The organism is Pseudomonas sp. GW821-FHT10B02 (assembly GCF_059415665.1).
In genome coordinates, this window is record NZ_JBWKNR010000002.1 from 442,847 (window position 1) to 457,566 (window position 14,720).

The following is a 14,720-nucleotide window of genomic DNA, read 5'->3' on the forward strand; positions in this document are numbered from 1 at the left end:
AAGCCCTCGCCGCTACTTGGCGCGGAGTCGTTTGAACTCCTCGTCTCCGACGACCGGGGCGGTAGGGCCTTGCCCCTTGAGCAAGCTGATGGAGTGCTCGCAGTCGGTTAGGTTGTGGTAGCTCTCAGAGCTAACGGCGATGGTCTTTGAGTTCTTTGCCACAAAGCGCCAGCGCCATTCTTTGGCTGTGTCCTTATAGATATAGAAATACGCAACCTCGGCCATCGGTGACTCTCCATTTGCGATTAGGAGTGTCGACGCTAGCAATTGGCCACGGCGGCTGTCTACTGCTTCCAGTCAACCAAAGAGCAGTTAACAAACTCTTGACGAACGACAACAGATTGTTATGCTCGACCCCAAGCCACCCAGCAAGGAGTCAGCAGCATGCAAGTCGTCGCCTATTACCGAGTATCGACCGAGAAGCAAGGGCGCTCTGGGCTGGGGCTGGAGGCTCAGCGGGAGTACATCCAGACCGCCGCGCAGCAGGCAGGGTGGGAAGTGGTAGCCGAGTATACCGAGGCAGGTGTCAGCGGCACCGTGCATCCCCTGGAGCGCCCGGAGGGGGCCAAGGCGTTTGGTCACGGTCTGCCGGTGGTGGTGGCCAAGCTGGACCGCCTGAGCCGCGACGTAGAGCATATCTCTGGGATGATGAAGCGGGCTGAGTTCCGTGTCGCCACCATGCCCAACGCAGATACCTTGCAACTCCATCTATACGCGGCCCTAGCCGAGCAAGAGCGCACGTTTATCAGTCAGCGTACCAAGGCCGCTCTGGCGTCCCTCAAGGCACGTGCCGAGGGCGGAGATACAGAGGCGCTGGCGAAAGTCGAACGACGCTCAAAGGGGCGCGCAGTAGGGCAGGTAGCGGGACAGGCCGCTGCTGTGGATGCAGTAAAGGCGAAGGCGGACCGTTGGGCCGATAGCATGGCCTCACATATCAAGGCCGGGATGTTCGATGGCTGCCGGACGCTGGCTGCTATGGCCTCGTGGCTCAACGATCAAGGGCATCGGACTGCGCGTGGCGCATCGTTCAACCCGATGCAGGTGAAGCGGCTGTTAGAGCGTCTGGGCATTGCCTTCCCCTGATCTAGCCTGGCTCTGCACTCCCGGCCTAATCTGTGCTGGCTCCGCGCTGAGAGCCGTTCCTGGCCTTGTCTGGGCTACCTGCCCGCTAGGCCTTGTAACCAAGGGGCTATTGGCCGGGATATGGAACCACTGTTTTTAATTGTCACATACAGTAGTAGAGCAAAGTAACCACCTGGCTGCGCTCTGCCGGTTCTGTTTGTTGCGTGTAACCCTACGTGTTCGCGGCGCCTGCCACCCTAAGTGGGCGCCGTGCTTTTTACCCTCCAGCACCGACCATCATCGCTACCCGAGCAGACCTGCAACAGCGTGGACTGCCTGCCCCGGTTTACCCGGCATCTGATACACCCCGTCCCACCTGATTACTTTCCGTACCCCTCGACACACTACCTGTCTGGAGACCTTGAATCTCTTGGCGGGAACGCTTTCGACTTCCCGCACACCGCTACTTGAAACTATTGGAGGCATCATGTCCAACAACACCCAGTTGCAAGGCCGTCCCGCGCTTTTGGCTGCCCGAATCGTCCGCTTTATGCGCCTTAACTTCACCCAATCTGCACCACAACCAATCACTACAACAGTCCTCCGCAAGGCCTTCCCCGATGTGCCGCGCAGCAGCCTGATGAACGCTATTGCCGCGCTCATCCGGCGTGCCGGATTACAAACCCGCTACCTGCCAGGAACGCACATCCGTGAATACTGCCCCGGCTCCCAAGCGTTCAACGTTTGGCGAATGCTGGACCGCGAACAGCAGGGGCGGCATGCCTGGACAGAGGCTCGGTTGCTCGACGCTTTGAACGAGCGCGGGGGTTACTAATGGCTCGACCACGCAAGATCAACCTTGATCGCCTTGGCCTGGAACTGCTTGCGGCAACTATCGACGGCACCCAACAGCGTTATAAGGACGCGAAGGAGCAGGGCTATCCCGTAGATGCCGCCACGATTTCGGCCAGCGTGTCGCTCCTCAAGTTGATTGAAGCCGCGAAGGCTGCCAGGCAGGAGGACAGCGCTGCCGAACTGGAGAAACTGCGCGAGCAATTCAAACGCCCGCCAACCACTCAATCCGCTGGCCCTGCATCACCGACCCAAAACGAACCCGCCAGCCGCGCAGCGCTTCTTGCTGAGTACGGCCTGGCCAATTCCGATTCCCCAACCTGATACAAGCCGATGTGACGGAGGGCTATTGCCTGAAACCTTCGGCTCCCGATATGCGAGGACCGATATGACCACCGCACAAATCCCGGCGCGCCTTGCTGCCGCCGTTGAAACGATCCATCTGCTGTATGCCGTGCACGATCTGCTGCCGCTCAAGAGCCAACGACAGGTTGCCGCCGAGCTGGGCATATCCCGTCGCCGAGTGGCTGCACTGGCGCAGTTAACCGCTCCGCTGGACATGAGCGCCACCGCCGATCAATCCGCTTTCTGGACTTCACACGAGGTAGCCCCCACCATGAAACGCACCGATGCAGTGGACGCACTCCTGGCTTTGGCTGCCCGCCCCGAGGGTGCCCGGTACCATGAATATGCAGATGTCCTGAAGGCACTGTTTGGCGTATCCGCTGACGGGTCGTTGAACATGCAGGAGCCCGAGCACCGCCGTCTGCGTGACGATGTGAAGCGCAAGGCCAAGGGCCAGGGGCGGGTAGCCCTATTTGTGCCAGCTTGGATTGCTGCGCACGACCCACGAGGTAGCCACCGCGCCATGCTGGACGCTGCTCAATCCGTCTTTGAAGCCATCGAACATGCTGCCCTTGAGTTCGCCCAGCGATTCCCAGGTGTACCCCATCAGACCGTCATGCACGAGCTGCGCTGCATAGCCATCCCCGGCTTCAGCAATGAGCCACTTGGTCAGCGCTTAGACCGCACCGCCGCTATCGTGGACCACCTGGCGAACCACCCTATTAACATAGTGCAGCAAATGGCCCGCCCAGTATCCGCGCGGGTTCCAGGGGTGGCAGTACCAGAAGTGGCTCACGATGATTCCGAGCTGGCCCGCCTCTGCATTTGATCGTTAGTTAACCGATCCCTACAGGCTCGCCCAGGTTCTTTTAGCGCGTCCTATCGCAACCTTACTAAATCCCATGCCCACGCCTTCCCAAAGCGCTAGACCTGCGCAGGCGAAGCCGTGGGCGGCATTCAAGGAGAACCCACATGACTACCCGTTATTCCCACATCGTCAGGGACGATCCGACCACCACACTAACCCTGGACCACAACGCCCTAGCGTTCGTCCTGCGCATGATGTCCCGCGACAAGGTGCGCGGCTTAACCCTGACCAAGCGCCTCAAGTGGGTTGCCCATGTACAGCGTGATGGCGTGCTCTATCAGCGCGAGTTTGCATATGGCGAGAAGGCCCAGGCCCTGGCGTGGCTGATCTGCACCCGTGCCCAGCTTCAAGCCACCGGCAAAGATGGTGACCGCCGAGGGAAGTGGAAGCGCTCGCCAGTCGAGGCGGCAGCATGATCCCGGCCAGCAATACGGGTGGCATCCACGAGCTGATTGGCATGATTCAGTCGGTGCAGGAAACGCCTGAGACTGAGGCCGCCAGGGCGGAGGCTATGGCCCGGCGACAACGTGGCCTGACTCATGCCGACCTTACCGAACTCTCTATGCAGGCGTATCAGTTTCGCCAAGCCCGAGAGGCGCAGCAGGCCGTCCAATCACAAGCAGCTATCAGCAGCGGCACAGTCGAGCAGTTCACCGCTGAGGTGATCGCAGGCGGCAATGCCGCAGGCACTCGCCGCCAGCGTCCAGGCTCCTCTCTCGGCATCAATACCTGACTGGCTGCATTCACGACCTCGATCCAAACCAATTACATGAGCACGCACCGGAGAACACAAATGTCTAAAATCAATAAGCAAGTTATCAACGCAATCGTATCGCCGCGCACCCAAGCCCTGTTAGGCGCCCTGCGCACCGCCATTACCTTGGGCCGCCTCGACGTGCCGGAACTCACCGCGCCCGCTGTCCCCCAGAACTACGCCGATGTGAAAGCCGGGCTGAGCCGTATGGCTGAGCGCTTCATTGACCCGGCCCGAGCCGAGGGCAAGCGCACTGGCGCTGATGATGTAGCGCGGGAGCTGGGCTCTGTACTTGCCCAGGCCGCACGATCCGGCATGCCACTGGCCGACCTTCCCTCGGCCATTCAGTACGACGATGAGGCGAGGCAGTACCGGGGGCAGCAGGCCGAGTACCTGCGCTCCAGCGATGCCCACGCTGCCCGCCAGGCTGAGGCAATCCAGACCTGGCTGGCCGACCTGCTGGCGGTTCTGCATGTGCGCGGCGTGTTGGGCGCTGACGTGGTGCGGGATGCCGCTGGCGCCGGTAACAAGACTATGGCCGCAACCGCGCTGGACCTCGTAGCCCGCGAGAAACTGAACACCGCCGGTGCCGCCGACCTGCCTGTCATGGCCGCTGGCCGTGGCCTGATGGTGCTTCTTGCCGCTGGCGTTGATCCCGCTGAACTGGTACTGACTGACCTTGAGGTGCTGGTGGCGCTGGCGGGTAGTGAGATCATTCCAGCCACTCTGCCTGGCGCTGGCCTATCGGCTGCTGACCTGTCATTCCGGGCTGGTGCGTCTCTGGTGAAGTTAAGTACCCGTGGCGCTGTCCTTTACCGTGAGGCCGATGCTCAAGGTGGCCGTGTAGTCCTGCCGCACAGTGTGCTGGTTGCCGTGAGCCAAGCCGCATTGGAGCAGTTACAGGCGGAAGTAGGCGAGCGCCTGGCCCGTACACCTCACCGATTCCAGGAGGCGGCGGTGGGCAATAGCTCTCTGGACCGGAGCCGCCGCGTCTTGCACGGCGGTGGTCTGGGCGGCTTCGCGGCGACTATTGGTTAATTGTTGGATGGCCCGCCTGCACGGCCTTGGCCTCTATGGTTGCTGGAATGGCCTTTCTAAGAACCGGCTCGAATCCTTGGCATCCAGGTATTGCCCGCGTGTCGAGAAGTGGCCCCCGGCGATGGCTTTAACTTCCCAGTCCTCCAGGTTACGACCTGCCAACTGCTCGGCATAGTAGACCCCGCACACGGCTTGCTGGCGTACGGCAATATCGCCATTGCGCGTGTATTGCCAGCGAGCCAAGAGGAAGCCGATACCGCCCCACAACAATACCTGCCACTGCTCCATGGGAATCTCCTCTTAATGGTGCTGGCAGTTTGATATGTGAATGCAGATTTCGCCAATCCGACTTGGCCTACATGTACCGTTCTAGTGGGGCACAAGCCCTGTGCACCGGACGTGACGCAACGAACCGACAAACGGCTCAAACCCAGTAAAATCAAGGCTTCTGGACTAATTGCCCGGTTCTTCGTTAGAATCTCTGCCCTTTTATTGAAATACGCTGCTGTGAACTACGCGATGACGGGTTTTCAGCGGTGCCTGACGGAGGCGGACAGCCTGTTTAGCTGTTACGCCCGTGGCGACTATGCAAGACACATTACGAATTACCGAAGTTTTTTACTCTTTGCAGGGTGAAACGCGTACCGCTGGCCTGCCCACGGTTTTTGTCCGTCTCACCGGCTGCCCGCTGCGCTGCCAGTATTGCGACAGCGAATACGCCTTCAGCGGCGGCACTGTCCGCACCCTTGATTCGATCCTCGAGCAGGTCGCAGGCTTCAAGCCGCGCTATGTCTGCGTCACCGGCGGCGAACCGCTGGCCCAGCCCAATGCCATTCCTTTGCTCACGCAGCTGTGTGACGCGGGCTATGAGGTTTCGCTGGAGACCAGCGGCGCCCTGGATATTTCCAGAGTGGACCCGCGTGTCAGCCGGGTCGTTGACCTGAAAACCCCAGGCTCCGAGGAAGCGCACCGTAACCGTTACGAGAACATCGAGCTGCTGACCGCCAATGATCAGGTCAAGTTCGTCATCTGTTCGCGTGAAGACTACGACTGGGCGGTGTCCAAACTCATTCAATACGGCCTGGAAAAACGTGCAGGTGAAGTGCTGTTCTCGCCAAGCCACCATCAGGTGAGCGCCACCGACCTCGCCGACTGGATTGTGGCCGATAATTTGCCGGTTCGTTTTCAGATGCAGTTGCACAAACTGCTCTGGAATGACGAACCGGGACGCTGACAGGAGCGCGATGCAATGACTGAGAAACGTGCGGTAATTCTGCTTTCCGGTGGCCTGGACTCGGCCACCGTGGTCGCCATGGCCAAGGCTGAGGGCTACAGCTGCTACACCATGAGCTTCGACTATGGCCAGCGCCATCGCGCGGAGCTGAACGCCGCCGCTCGGGTCGCCCGTGACCTGGGTGTGGTCGAGCACAAGGTCATTGGCCTGAACCTGGACGGCATCGGCGGCTCGGCCCTGACCGACAGCAGCATCGACGTGCCTGAGGCTCCGAGCGAGGGGATCCCGGTCACTTACGTCCCGGCGCGCAATACGGTGTTCCTGTCCCTGGCCCTGGGTTGGGCCGAGGTGCTTGAGGCGCGGGATATCTTTATCGGCGTCAACGCCGTGGACTATTCCGGTTATCCGGATTGCCGTCCGGAGTTTGTCGAGGCATTCGAGCGCATGGCCAACCTGGCCACCAAGGCTGGTGTCGAAGGCCAGGGATTCCGTATCCAGGCACCGCTGCAGAACCTGAGCAAGGCGCAGATCGTCCAGGCCGGTATGGCCCGCGGCGTGGACTATAGCCTGACGGTTTCCTGCTACCAGGCCGACGATGAAGGCCGTGCCTGCGGCAAATGCGACAGCTGCCGCCTGCGTGCTGACGGCTTCAAAGCAGCGGGTGTAGAAGACCCAACACGATATTTTTAAATTATTTTGCGATGGGGTGTTGATTTCCTGTTAGAAATCAGTATTATACGCGCCATCCAACGGGTCGTTAGCTCAGTTGGTAGAGCAGTTGGCTTTTAACCAATTGGTCGTAGGTTCGAATCCTACACGACCCACCATATGCTGTAAGTCAAAGCCCGCGTCCTGTAAAGGTCGCGGGCTTTTTCGTTTTGCCTGGCGAGCCCGGTGGCGGGGCTTGCCTTGGAACGCGGTGTGACTGACGCACCGCGATCGCAGGGCAAGCCGGCTCTTACCTTAGAACGCGTAGGTAGCCGAGAGGATCGCCGAGCGGGCATCGCCATACTCGATGGCCGACGAGCGTGCATCGGTACCGTTCTGCTGGCGCACACGTTCGACGTAGTCTTTGTCGAACAGGTTGTTGACGTTCAGCTGCAGGTCGAGGTTGTCGTTGACCCGATAGGCCACCATCGCATTGTGTAGCCAGTAGGCATCAAGCTTGGCACTGGTGCTGGAGGTTACGTTGCGCTCGCTGACGTAGCGTGCGCCATAGCCAAGGGTCCAGCCAGCGGGCAGCTCATAAGTGGTCCAGAGGTTGAACGAGCGCGGGGGCGTGTTGCCAAGCGCCTGGCCTTCCCGGGCGATGCCAGCGGCGGTGTCGGCGGCTTCCAGGGTTTCGCTGTCGAGGAAGGTGTAGTTGGCGAATACATCCCATTGTTCAGTGATGTGACCGGTCACGCCCACTTCCACGCCTTGCACGCGCTGTTTACCCGCCAGTTGGGTCGAACCGTCGGCCATGGTTTCGCGGGCGTTGCTCTTCTCTACACGGAACAACGCTGCATCCAGCTCCAGACGCTTATCCAGCAGCTCCCATTTGGTCCCCAGTTCCCAGGTCTCGTTTTTCTCTGGCGCCAGGTCTTCGGTCGCGGCAGTCAGGCCACCACCGGTGGAGGCCAGGCTTTCGGCGGAGGGGTTGAACGAGTTGCCCCAGGCGACGTAGATGCGTCCGTTCTCGGTCGGTTTGTAAACCAGGCCCGCGCGGCCGCTGAGCTTCTCGTCGGTGGACTCGAAGTCGGAGGTTTTGACATGAGCGGCGGAGTAGCCCTGAGCTTCACCTTTGAACTTGTCATAGCGCAGCCCCAGGTTCAGGTCCCATTGCTCATGCAGAGCGATGGTATCGAACACATAGAGCGCCTGGTTGGTCAGTTCAGTCTCGGTGTAGCCGCTGGTGGCCTTGTTGATCGGGCCAGACCAGTGACCGGGCGGATTGCTCAGGTCGTAACCGTCGCCTGGGTACAACGTAGTGCCAAGGCCATGGTTGTAGGTCTTCAGGTCCAGGGTTTCTCGTGAGATCTCCACGCCAGTGACTAGATCATGGCGCATGCCCAGCACATTGAAGTTGCTGATCAGGTTGGTCTGGTTGATCCACATTTCGGTGGTCGCATCGCGGCCATAGCCCTGTGGGCCTGCCGGACGGTAACGGCCCGGTGGGACGCCCTCGGTGTTTACGTGCGAGGCGGACACCGTGGTGTCACGGGCGATATGGCTGTAGCGGGTGAGGTTCTGCAGGCGCAGGTTATCGTTGAAGTCGTGCTCGAAGTTGGCTGTGAGGGAGCTTTGCTCGATCTCTTCTTTATCAAGGTTTTTCCAGCCGAAATAGTCTTCGCGATCGACACCACCCATTTTCTTGCCGTCGAGGGCCGGTACGCCATAGTCAGGCAGGTTGTCGTCCACCTGATGGAACGCACTCAGCGTCAGGCGCGTGGATTCGCTCAAACCCAGGCGCAGGGAGGGGGCGATCCCCCAGCGCTCACGGTCAATTTCTTCGCGACCGGCGACATCGTTCTGGTGGCCCATGAGGTTGATCCGCAAGGCGCTGTTATCACCCACGCCCTCCAGAGGCTGGTTGCTGTCCAGGGTCATGCGGTAGTAATTGTCGGTACCGACACTGCCACCCAGGCGGGTGAAGGCGCGATCCTGCGGCTGCTTGCTGATGATGTTGATGCTGCCGCCGGTTGTGCCGGCACCGCCGAACACCGAGTTCGGCCCTTTGATCACTTCGACTTGCTCGACATTGAAGGTGTCGGTGCGATTGGTCTGGGCGCTGTCGCGCAAACCGTCAATCTGGATGTTGCTGTTGGCCGAGAAGCCACGGATGTTGATGCTGTCGCCCGAGCCACCGCCGCCTTCGCCAGCGTTGAAGGTGATGCCAGAGACGTTGGACAGCACTTGGCGAAGGCTCAGGGCTTGCTGCTCCTGAATCACCTGGGCAGGCACTACAGTGATGGTCTGGGGCGTATCAAGCAGTGATGTGGCGATTTTGCTCGATGCCGAGTGCTCGGTTTTGTAGGGGCTGCCGGGCTTGGCATCTACGTTGATGTTGTCCAGTTGCAGGGGCTTTTGCTGCGATTGCTCGGCGAGCACGAGACTGCTTGAAGACGCAACGGCTAAGCCAAGGGCTGAAGCGATGAAGGAGCTGGAGGAACGAGTGGAGGAGAGCGAGCCTGCCATGTTGAGTGCGACCTAATGAGACAATAGATTATTTGTTATTGAGAATCATTGGCAATCGTATATGCACTCTGTCGCACTTGAGAAACATTTTCATATGTCTCGAATGTAAGTAAATGTTGCTATCTGCTGAGGGGCTGGAGGCGGGGGGGGGTTTGCATGGCTGAAGCTATCTGGCCATCAGATGGTCGTCAGGCCTTGCGGGCAATGTACTGGAAATGCTCAGACTGATTTATAGTGGCCGCCTCTCCAATGGTGCCTTCGGGATTAGGGAAGTCGTGTGTTTTTGAGGTTTGTTCTGATCGCCGTAATGCTGGCGATTTCGGCGTGTAGTTCCCACACCCCCAGTCCGCATGTCTCCGCCAACAAAGTCATGACCGGCAGCTACAAGGTCAAGCGCGGCGACACCTTGTATTCGATTGCCTCGCGCCATGGCTGGAGCTTCAAGGAGCTGGCGCGCTACAACGGCATCAGTGCGCCTTACGCGGTGAATGTGGGGCAGACCATTCGCTTTGGTGGCTCGAAAACCACGACGCGCACCACGACCACAACCGCCAGCAAGGGCAAGCCTGTTGCCCCGGCTACCAATGTCACCTTGCGCGGTTGGGCGTGGCCGCTGCAGGGCACGGTGATTGGTCGCTACTCGGCAGCCGATAAACTCAGCAAGGGCATTCGCATTGCCGCGACGCAGGGGCAGCCGGTGTTCGCCAGCCTTGGCGGCAAGGTGGCGTTCGCCACCAATATCCGCGGCTATGGCAACCTGATCATCCTCCAGCACGGCACGTCCCATGCCAGCGTTTACGGCCACAACAGCAAACTGCTGGTCAAAGAAGGGCAAACCGTCAGCAAGGGCCAGAAGATCGCCGAAGCGGGAGACCTGGATGCCGATCGCGTGCAGCTGTATTTCGAGATTCGCCAGAACGGCAAGCCGGTAAATCCGCTGAGCGTACTGCCAGCCGAAAGCTGAACTACTGGTACTTGATCACGATACCCTTGAGTTTGCGTCCTTCAACCGTGTGGATGTCACGGTCCCACAGCGGTCCGCTGACGTAGGCCGACTGCGGTTGGATGCGGTCGTAGACCACCACCACGGCGTCGCCGCCGATCTTGGCGGCTTCGTCACGCAGCTTCTGTTCGACATCACTGATCGGCGGTGCCGGCTCGACGCTGGCATCCACGAGGATCTCACCCAGTCGGGAATGCGGGCGCAGCGGTTCGCGGCGCAGCACCTCGACATTGGCGGCGTTGGTGGGGGCTGCATGGGCAACCCCGACATACTCGGTAGTGCGCGCATCAATGCTGCTGCAGCCGGCCAACACCAGCAGCAGCGCGCCTGACAAGCAGAGCTTGCTGACCGTTTTCATCGTTTCTCCCCTCCAGTGCCCGTTGCCATGCGCAACCGAACTTAACTGACAGTAGCTGCAATTGGGTCGCTGGCAAGGGCCTGGAGCAGGGCGCTATGCGCAAGGTTCAGCCCAGCACCTCACGCAGCCGGTACCACATCATGCCCAGCGCCAGCAGCGGCGAGCGCAGCGCCTTGCCGCCAGGGAAGGTCATGTGCGGCACGGCGCTGAACACATCCATGCCCTGGCTGTGGCCGGCATCGATTGCCTCGGCCAGCAGGCGCGCAGTCCAGTGGGTGACGTTCAGGCCATGCCCGGAATAGCCCATGGCGTAGTACACGTTGGGGTGCTGCGACAGGCGGCCAACCTGAGGGAAGCGGTTGGCAGTGATGCCGATCTTGCCGCCCCACTGGAACTCGATGCGGGTGTCGGCCAGTTGCGGGAACACTTTGAGCATCTTCGGCCGCATGTACCCGGCAATGTCCAGCGGGTCGCGCCCGGAGTAATGACAGGCGCCGCCGAACAGCAGGCGCCGGTCCGCAGTGAGCCGGTAGTAATCCAGGCCGACTTTCTGGTCGCACAACGCCAGGTTCTGCGGGATCAGTTCATTGGCCAGCGCTGGCGACAGAGGCTCGGTGGTGATGATGTAACTGCCAGCAGGCAGCACCTTGCCGCTCAGGCGCGGCTCGAGCTCTTCCAGGTGAGCGTTGCACGCCAGCACCAGGCTGCCGGCCCGCACGCTGCCGTGGGCACAGCGCACTTGTACAGTGGCACCGTGGTTGATCTCCAGCACCGGGCTGTGTTCGAAGATCCGTACGCCGAGGGCGGCCGCCACGCGCGCCTCGCCCAACACCAGGTTGAGCGGGTGCAGGTGGCCCGAGCCACGGTCGATCAAGCCGCCGGCATAAACCGAGGAGGCGACCACTTCGCGCATCCGCTCAGGGCCGACCAGTTGGGTTTCATGGCGGTAGTCCAGGGCTGCCAGGCTGTCCTGCTCGGCGCGGAAAGCGGCGAACTGGGCCGGGGTATTGGCCAGTTCGCAGAAACCCCAGCGCAGGTCGCAGTCGATGTTGTGCTCGTTGATGCGCTTGGCCACCACTTCGACCGATTCGATGCCGGCACGCTGCAGGTATTTCACCCCGTCCTGGCCGACGTAGCGGGCAAAGCCTTCGACCTCATGGCCGATGCCGCGAATCAGCTGGCCGCCGTTGCGGCCACTGGCACCCCAGCCGATGCGACGGGCTTCCAGGAGGATCACCGAGAGGCCGCGCTGGGCCAGTTCGATTGCGGTGTTGACGCCGGTAAAACCGCCGCCGATCACACACACGTCGGCACTGAGTTCAGCGCTCAGCACCGGGTGTTCAGGCATCGCAGCGACCGATGCCCGGTAGTAGGAGCTGGCATGTTGCGCAGCAGGATTCATAGAGGCTCCCTGGTTCATTTGTTCGACTTCACTTTGCTCCAGGAGCGGGTCATCACCCGCATGATCTGCGGGGTCGGGGTGTTGGAGACGTACAGTTTGTCCAGCACCGCCTGCGGCGGGTACACCTCGGGGTTCTTGACCAGATCGGCGTCCATGTACTGCTGGGACGGTGGCACGGCGTTGGCATAACCGACGGTGGCGCTGACCTTGGCGATCACTTGCGGGTCGAGCAGGTAGTTCACAAAGGCATAGGCTTCTTTCGGATTGCTGGCGTCGGCGGGAATGGCCAGCAGGTCGAACCACAGGTTGGCGCCTTCCTTGGGAATGGCGTAGGCAATGTTGACGCCATTGTTGGCTTCCTTGGCGCGGTTGGCCGCCTGGAACACATCGCCGGAGTAGCCGAAGGCCACGCAGATATCACCGTTGGCCAGGTCCGAGACGTACTTGGAGGAGTGGAAGTAGGTGATGTAGGGGCGCAGGCTCAGCAGCTTGGCCTCGGCCTTTTTGTAGTCCTCGACATTATTGCTGCGCGGGTCCATGCCCATGTAGTTGAGGACCGCCGGGAACAGTTCATCCGCGGAGTCCATGAAGGACACGCCGCATTTGCTGAGCTTCTTGAGGTTCTCCGGTTCGAACATCACCGCCCACGAGTCGATGTGATCGACCCCCAGCACCTGCTTGACCTTGTCGACGTTGTAGCCGATGCCATTGGTGCCCCACAGGTAGGGCACCGAATGCTGGTTGCCGCTGTCGTTCTCTTCCAGGGCCTTGAGCAGCACCGGGTCGAGGTTTTTCCAGTTCGGCAGTTGCTCGCGGTCGAGTTTCAGGAACGCGCCGGCTTTGACCTGGCGCGCGAGAAAGTGGTTGGAAGGCACGACCACGTCGTAACCGGTGCGACCGGCCAGCAACTTGCCTTCCAGGGTTTCGTTGGAGTCGAACACGTCATAGATGACCTTGATACCGGTGCTGCCCTGGAAATCCGCCAGGGTGGTTTCACCGATATAGTCGGTCCAGTTGTACACGCTGACACTGGGCTGGGCCTGGGCTGTGGCGCTGACCAGCAGCGCCAGGGTCGCACTTGCAACTGTTTTCAATGAACGCATATCGACACCTCTTGGAATTGTTTTATCGACGTTTGGTACCCGGCACGGCTCAGACGCTGAGCAGCAGGAACTCCCGCTCCCACGAACTGATCACGCGCTTGAAGTTTTCATGTTCGGCGCGCTTGACCGCGACATAGCCACGCACGAACTTGCTGCCCAGGTGCTGCTCGACGCTCGGGCAGTCTTCCATGTTGGCCAGGGCGTCTTCGATGGTGATCGGCAGGCGCAGGTTGCGCCGCTCATAGGCGCGGCCCTGCACCGGAGCGCTGGGGTTGATCTTCTCGACCATGCCCAGGTAGCCGCACAGCAGGCTCGCGGCGATCGCCAGGTAAGGGTTGGCGTCGGCGCCTGGCAGGCGGTTTTCCACACGCATGGCGTCGGGGCTCGAGGTCGGCACACGCAAGCCCACGGTGCGGTTCTCTTCACCCCACTCGACGTTCACCGGTGCCGAGGTATCGGGCAGGAAGCGGCGGAACGAGTTGACGTTGGGGGCGAACATCGGCAACACCTTGGGGATGTACTTCTGCAGGCCGCCGATGTGCTGCAGGAACAGCTCGCTCATCTGCCCGTCTTCGTTGACGAAGATCGGTTTGCCGGTGGCGATGTCGATCACGCTCTGGTGCAGGTGCATGGCGCTGCCGGGCTCGTCGCCCACTGGCTTGGCCATGAAGGTGGCGGTGACATTGTGCTTGAGCGCCGCCTCACGCATGGTGCGCTTGAACACGGTGATCTGGTCGGCCAGATCCAGAGCGTCGCCGTGACGGAAGTTGATCTCCATCTGTGCCGGGCCGTCTTCGTGGATCAGTGTGTCGAGGTCCAGGCCCTGGGCTTCGCACCAGTCGTAGACGTCTTCGAACAGCGGGTCGAATTCGTTGGCGGCGTCGATGGAGAACGACTGGCGACCGCTTTCGGCACGGCCCGAACGGCCCAGTGGCGCCTGCAGCGGCAAGTCAGGGTCTTCGCAGCGCTGGGTAAGATAGAACTCCATCTCGGGCGCGACGATTGGCTGCCAGCCCTTGTCGGCGTACAGCTTGAGTACTTTTTTCAGGACGTTGCGCGGCGACAGTTCGATCGGGTTGCCCTGCTTGTCGAAGGTGTCGTGGATGACGATGGCGGTCGGCTCGATAGCCCATGGCACCACGTATACCGCGGCTGAGTCCGGGCGGCAGACCATGTCGATGTCGGCCGGATCAAGCAGGTCGTAGTAGATGTCGTCGTCGACGAAATCCCCGGTTACCGTTTGCAACAACACACTTTCCGGCAGGCGCATGCCTCGCTCATGCAGGAACTTGTTGGTGGGTGCGATTTTGCCGCGGGCGATCCCGGTCAGGTCACTGACCACGCACTCGACTTCGGTAATCTTGTGTTCTTTCAGCCACGCAGACAGCTGATCGAAAGGGGCATTCATAAAGACCTCGTTATTGGTTTTATTCCGCGCCAGGACCAGCGATCAAGGCCGGTATGCCGTCTGGACGACTTCCCCTGCAGCGCGTTGAGGTCTATCTTGGGTGAGCCTTGAACATC

17 protein-coding genes and 1 tRNA gene are annotated in these 14,720 nt (G+C 60.7%); 11 read left to right on the forward strand and 7 right to left on the reverse strand.

Going from position 1 to position 14,720, the window contains the following annotated elements:
• Positions 1–12: 12 nt before the first annotated feature.
• Positions 13–225, reverse strand: a complete 213-nt coding sequence (locus tag AC07OF_RS05050) for a YegP family protein (protein ID WP_495072619.1) — start codon at positions 223–225, stop codon at positions 13–15.
• 159 nt (positions 226–384) lie between these two features.
• On the opposite strand from AC07OF_RS05050, the gene AC07OF_RS05055 reads away from it, so the two are divergent.
• From AC07OF_RS05055 to AC07OF_RS05085, 7 genes are all read left to right on the forward strand, one after another.
• The gene (locus AC07OF_RS05055; protein ID WP_495072620.1) at positions 385–1,083 is read left to right on the forward strand and encodes a recombinase family protein; all 699 of its coding nucleotides are present in this window, start codon (positions 385–387) and stop codon (positions 1,081–1,083) included.
• A 466-nt stretch (positions 1,084–1,549) separates the two neighbouring features.
• Positions 1,550–1,897: a hypothetical protein gene (locus tag AC07OF_RS05060; RefSeq protein WP_495072621.1), complete on the forward strand. Its 348-nt coding sequence runs from the start codon at positions 1,550–1,552 to the stop codon at positions 1,895–1,897.
• Positions 1,897–2,238, forward strand: coding sequence for a hypothetical protein (locus AC07OF_RS05065; protein WP_495072622.1), 342 nt, complete (start codon positions 1,897–1,899; stop codon positions 2,236–2,238). Before AC07OF_RS05060 ends, AC07OF_RS05065 begins: the two co-directional genes overlap by 1 nt.
• 64 nt (positions 2,239–2,302) lie before the next feature.
• Positions 2,303–3,088, forward strand: a complete 786-nt coding sequence (locus AC07OF_RS05070; protein ID WP_495072623.1) for a hypothetical protein — start codon at positions 2,303–2,305, stop codon at positions 3,086–3,088.
• A gap of 143 nt (positions 3,089–3,231) precedes the next feature.
• Positions 3,232–3,543 (forward strand): hypothetical protein, encoded by a 312-nt coding sequence (locus AC07OF_RS05075; RefSeq protein ID WP_495072624.1) that lies wholly within the window; start codon positions 3,232–3,234, stop codon positions 3,541–3,543.
• A complete protein-coding gene (locus AC07OF_RS05080) occupies positions 3,540–3,860 on the forward strand; it encodes a hypothetical protein (protein WP_495072625.1) in 321 nt (106 codons plus the stop codon). The genes AC07OF_RS05075 and AC07OF_RS05080 overlap by 4 nt, the downstream gene beginning before the upstream one ends.
• Positions 3,861–3,920: 60 nt before the next feature.
• The gene (locus AC07OF_RS05085) at positions 3,921–4,919 is read left to right on the forward strand and encodes a hypothetical protein (RefSeq protein ID WP_422417031.1); all 999 of its coding nucleotides are present in this window, start codon (positions 3,921–3,923) and stop codon (positions 4,917–4,919) included.
• Positions 4,920–4,952: 33 nt separating this feature from the next.
• On the opposite strand, the gene AC07OF_RS05090 is transcribed toward AC07OF_RS05085, so the two are convergent.
• Complete coding sequence (locus tag AC07OF_RS05090; protein ID WP_495072626.1) at positions 4,953–5,207, reverse strand: hypothetical protein; 255 nt, start codon at positions 5,205–5,207, stop codon at positions 4,953–4,955.
• A gap of 298 nt (positions 5,208–5,505) precedes the next feature.
• Here AC07OF_RS05090 and queE point away from each other — a divergent pair, with 298 nt between their 5' ends.
• The 3 genes from queE (at position 5,506) to AC07OF_RS05105 (ending at position 6,980) form a co-directional block, all read left to right on the forward strand.
• Positions 5,506–6,153 (forward strand): 7-carboxy-7-deazaguanine synthase QueE, encoded by a 648-nt coding sequence (queE, locus tag AC07OF_RS05095; RefSeq protein ID WP_038613850.1) that lies wholly within the window; start codon positions 5,506–5,508, stop codon positions 6,151–6,153.
• A 15-nt stretch (positions 6,154–6,168) separates the two neighbouring features.
• On the forward strand, positions 6,169–6,843 hold the full coding sequence (gene queC, locus AC07OF_RS05100; RefSeq protein ID WP_157193668.1) for a 7-cyano-7-deazaguanine synthase QueC: 675 nt from the start codon (positions 6,169–6,171) through the stop codon (positions 6,841–6,843).
• A gap of 61 nt (positions 6,844–6,904) precedes the next feature.
• Positions 6,905–6,980: transfer RNA gene (locus AC07OF_RS05105), tRNA-Lys, on the forward strand.
• Between the two features lie 136 nt (positions 6,981–7,116).
• On the opposite strand, the gene AC07OF_RS05110 is transcribed toward AC07OF_RS05105, so the two are convergent.
• On the reverse strand, positions 7,117–9,330 hold the full coding sequence (locus AC07OF_RS05110) for a TonB-dependent receptor (RefSeq protein WP_157193667.1): 2,214 nt from the start codon (positions 9,328–9,330) through the stop codon (positions 7,117–7,119).
• A gap of 277 nt (positions 9,331–9,607) precedes the next feature.
• Here AC07OF_RS05110 and AC07OF_RS05115 point away from each other — a divergent pair, with 277 nt between their 5' ends.
• Complete coding sequence (locus AC07OF_RS05115) at positions 9,608–10,294, forward strand: peptidoglycan DD-metalloendopeptidase family protein (protein WP_157193666.1); 687 nt, start codon at positions 9,608–9,610, stop codon at positions 10,292–10,294.
• Between the two features lies 1 nt (position 10,295).
• On the opposite strand, the gene AC07OF_RS05120 is transcribed toward AC07OF_RS05115, so the two are convergent.
• The 4 genes from AC07OF_RS05120 to AC07OF_RS05135 all read right to left on the reverse strand — a co-directional run bounded on the left by AC07OF_RS05120 (position 10,296) and on the right by AC07OF_RS05135 (position 14,604).
• Positions 10,296–10,691, reverse strand: a complete 396-nt coding sequence (locus AC07OF_RS05120; RefSeq protein ID WP_157193665.1) for a hypothetical protein — start codon at positions 10,689–10,691, stop codon at positions 10,296–10,298.
• Positions 10,692–10,797: 106 nt separating this feature from the next.
• Entirely contained in the window at positions 10,798–12,093 is a 1,296-nt protein-coding gene (locus AC07OF_RS05125) for an NAD(P)/FAD-dependent oxidoreductase (RefSeq protein ID WP_157193664.1), read from the reverse strand.
• Positions 12,094–12,107: 14 nt separating this feature from the next.
• Positions 12,108–13,196: a polyamine ABC transporter substrate-binding protein gene (locus AC07OF_RS05130; RefSeq protein WP_038613837.1), complete on the reverse strand. Its 1,089-nt coding sequence runs from the start codon at positions 13,194–13,196 to the stop codon at positions 12,108–12,110.
• A gap of 49 nt (positions 13,197–13,245) precedes the next feature.
• On the reverse strand, positions 13,246–14,604 hold the full coding sequence (locus AC07OF_RS05135; RefSeq protein WP_038613835.1) for a glutamine synthetase family protein: 1,359 nt from the start codon (positions 14,602–14,604) through the stop codon (positions 13,246–13,248).
• Positions 14,605–14,720 lie beyond the last annotated feature (116 nt).

Excerpts from the sequence above, each read along its gene's own strand:
- AC07OF_RS05050 (WP_495072619.1), bottom strand. The coding sequence starts at position 225 with ATGGCCGAGGTTGCGTATTTCTATATCTATAAGGACACAGCCAAAGAA.
- AC07OF_RS05090 (WP_495072626.1), bottom strand. The coding sequence starts at position 5,207 with ATGGAGCAGTGGCAGGTATTGTTGTGGGGCGGTATCGGCTTCCTCTTG.
- AC07OF_RS05135 (WP_038613835.1), bottom strand. The coding sequence starts at position 14,604 with ATGAATGCCCCTTTCGATCAGCTGTCTGCGTGGCTGAAAGAACACAAG.
- queC (WP_157193668.1), top strand. The coding sequence starts at position 6,169 with ATGACTGAGAAACGTGCGGTAATTCTGCTTTCCGGTGGCCTGGACTCG.
- AC07OF_RS05085 (WP_422417031.1), top strand. The coding sequence starts at position 3,921 with ATGTCTAAAATCAATAAGCAAGTTATCAACGCAATCGTATCGCCGCGC.
- AC07OF_RS05055 (WP_495072620.1), top strand. The coding sequence starts at position 385 with ATGCAAGTCGTCGCCTATTACCGAGTATCGACCGAGAAGCAAGGGCGC.
- AC07OF_RS05080 (WP_495072625.1), top strand. The coding sequence starts at position 3,540 with ATGATCCCGGCCAGCAATACGGGTGGCATCCACGAGCTGATTGGCATG.
- AC07OF_RS05130 (WP_038613837.1), bottom strand. The coding sequence starts at position 13,196 with ATGCGTTCATTGAAAACAGTTGCAAGTGCGACCCTGGCGCTGCTGGTC.
- AC07OF_RS05060 (WP_495072621.1), top strand. The coding sequence starts at position 1,550 with ATGTCCAACAACACCCAGTTGCAAGGCCGTCCCGCGCTTTTGGCTGCC.
- AC07OF_RS05070 (WP_495072623.1), top strand. The coding sequence starts at position 2,303 with ATGACCACCGCACAAATCCCGGCGCGCCTTGCTGCCGCCGTTGAAACG.
- AC07OF_RS05125 (WP_157193664.1), bottom strand. The coding sequence starts at position 12,093 with ATGAATCCTGCTGCGCAACATGCCAGCTCCTACTACCGGGCATCGGTC.
- AC07OF_RS05065 (WP_495072622.1), top strand. The coding sequence starts at position 1,897 with ATGGCTCGACCACGCAAGATCAACCTTGATCGCCTTGGCCTGGAACTG.
- AC07OF_RS05120 (WP_157193665.1), bottom strand. The coding sequence starts at position 10,691 with ATGAAAACGGTCAGCAAGCTCTGCTTGTCAGGCGCGCTGCTGCTGGTG.
- AC07OF_RS05110 (WP_157193667.1), bottom strand. The coding sequence starts at position 9,330 with ATGGCAGGCTCGCTCTCCTCCACTCGTTCCTCCAGCTCCTTCATCGCT.
- AC07OF_RS05075 (WP_495072624.1), top strand. The coding sequence starts at position 3,232 with ATGACTACCCGTTATTCCCACATCGTCAGGGACGATCCGACCACCACA.
- queE (WP_038613850.1), top strand. The coding sequence starts at position 5,506 with ATGCAAGACACATTACGAATTACCGAAGTTTTTTACTCTTTGCAGGGT.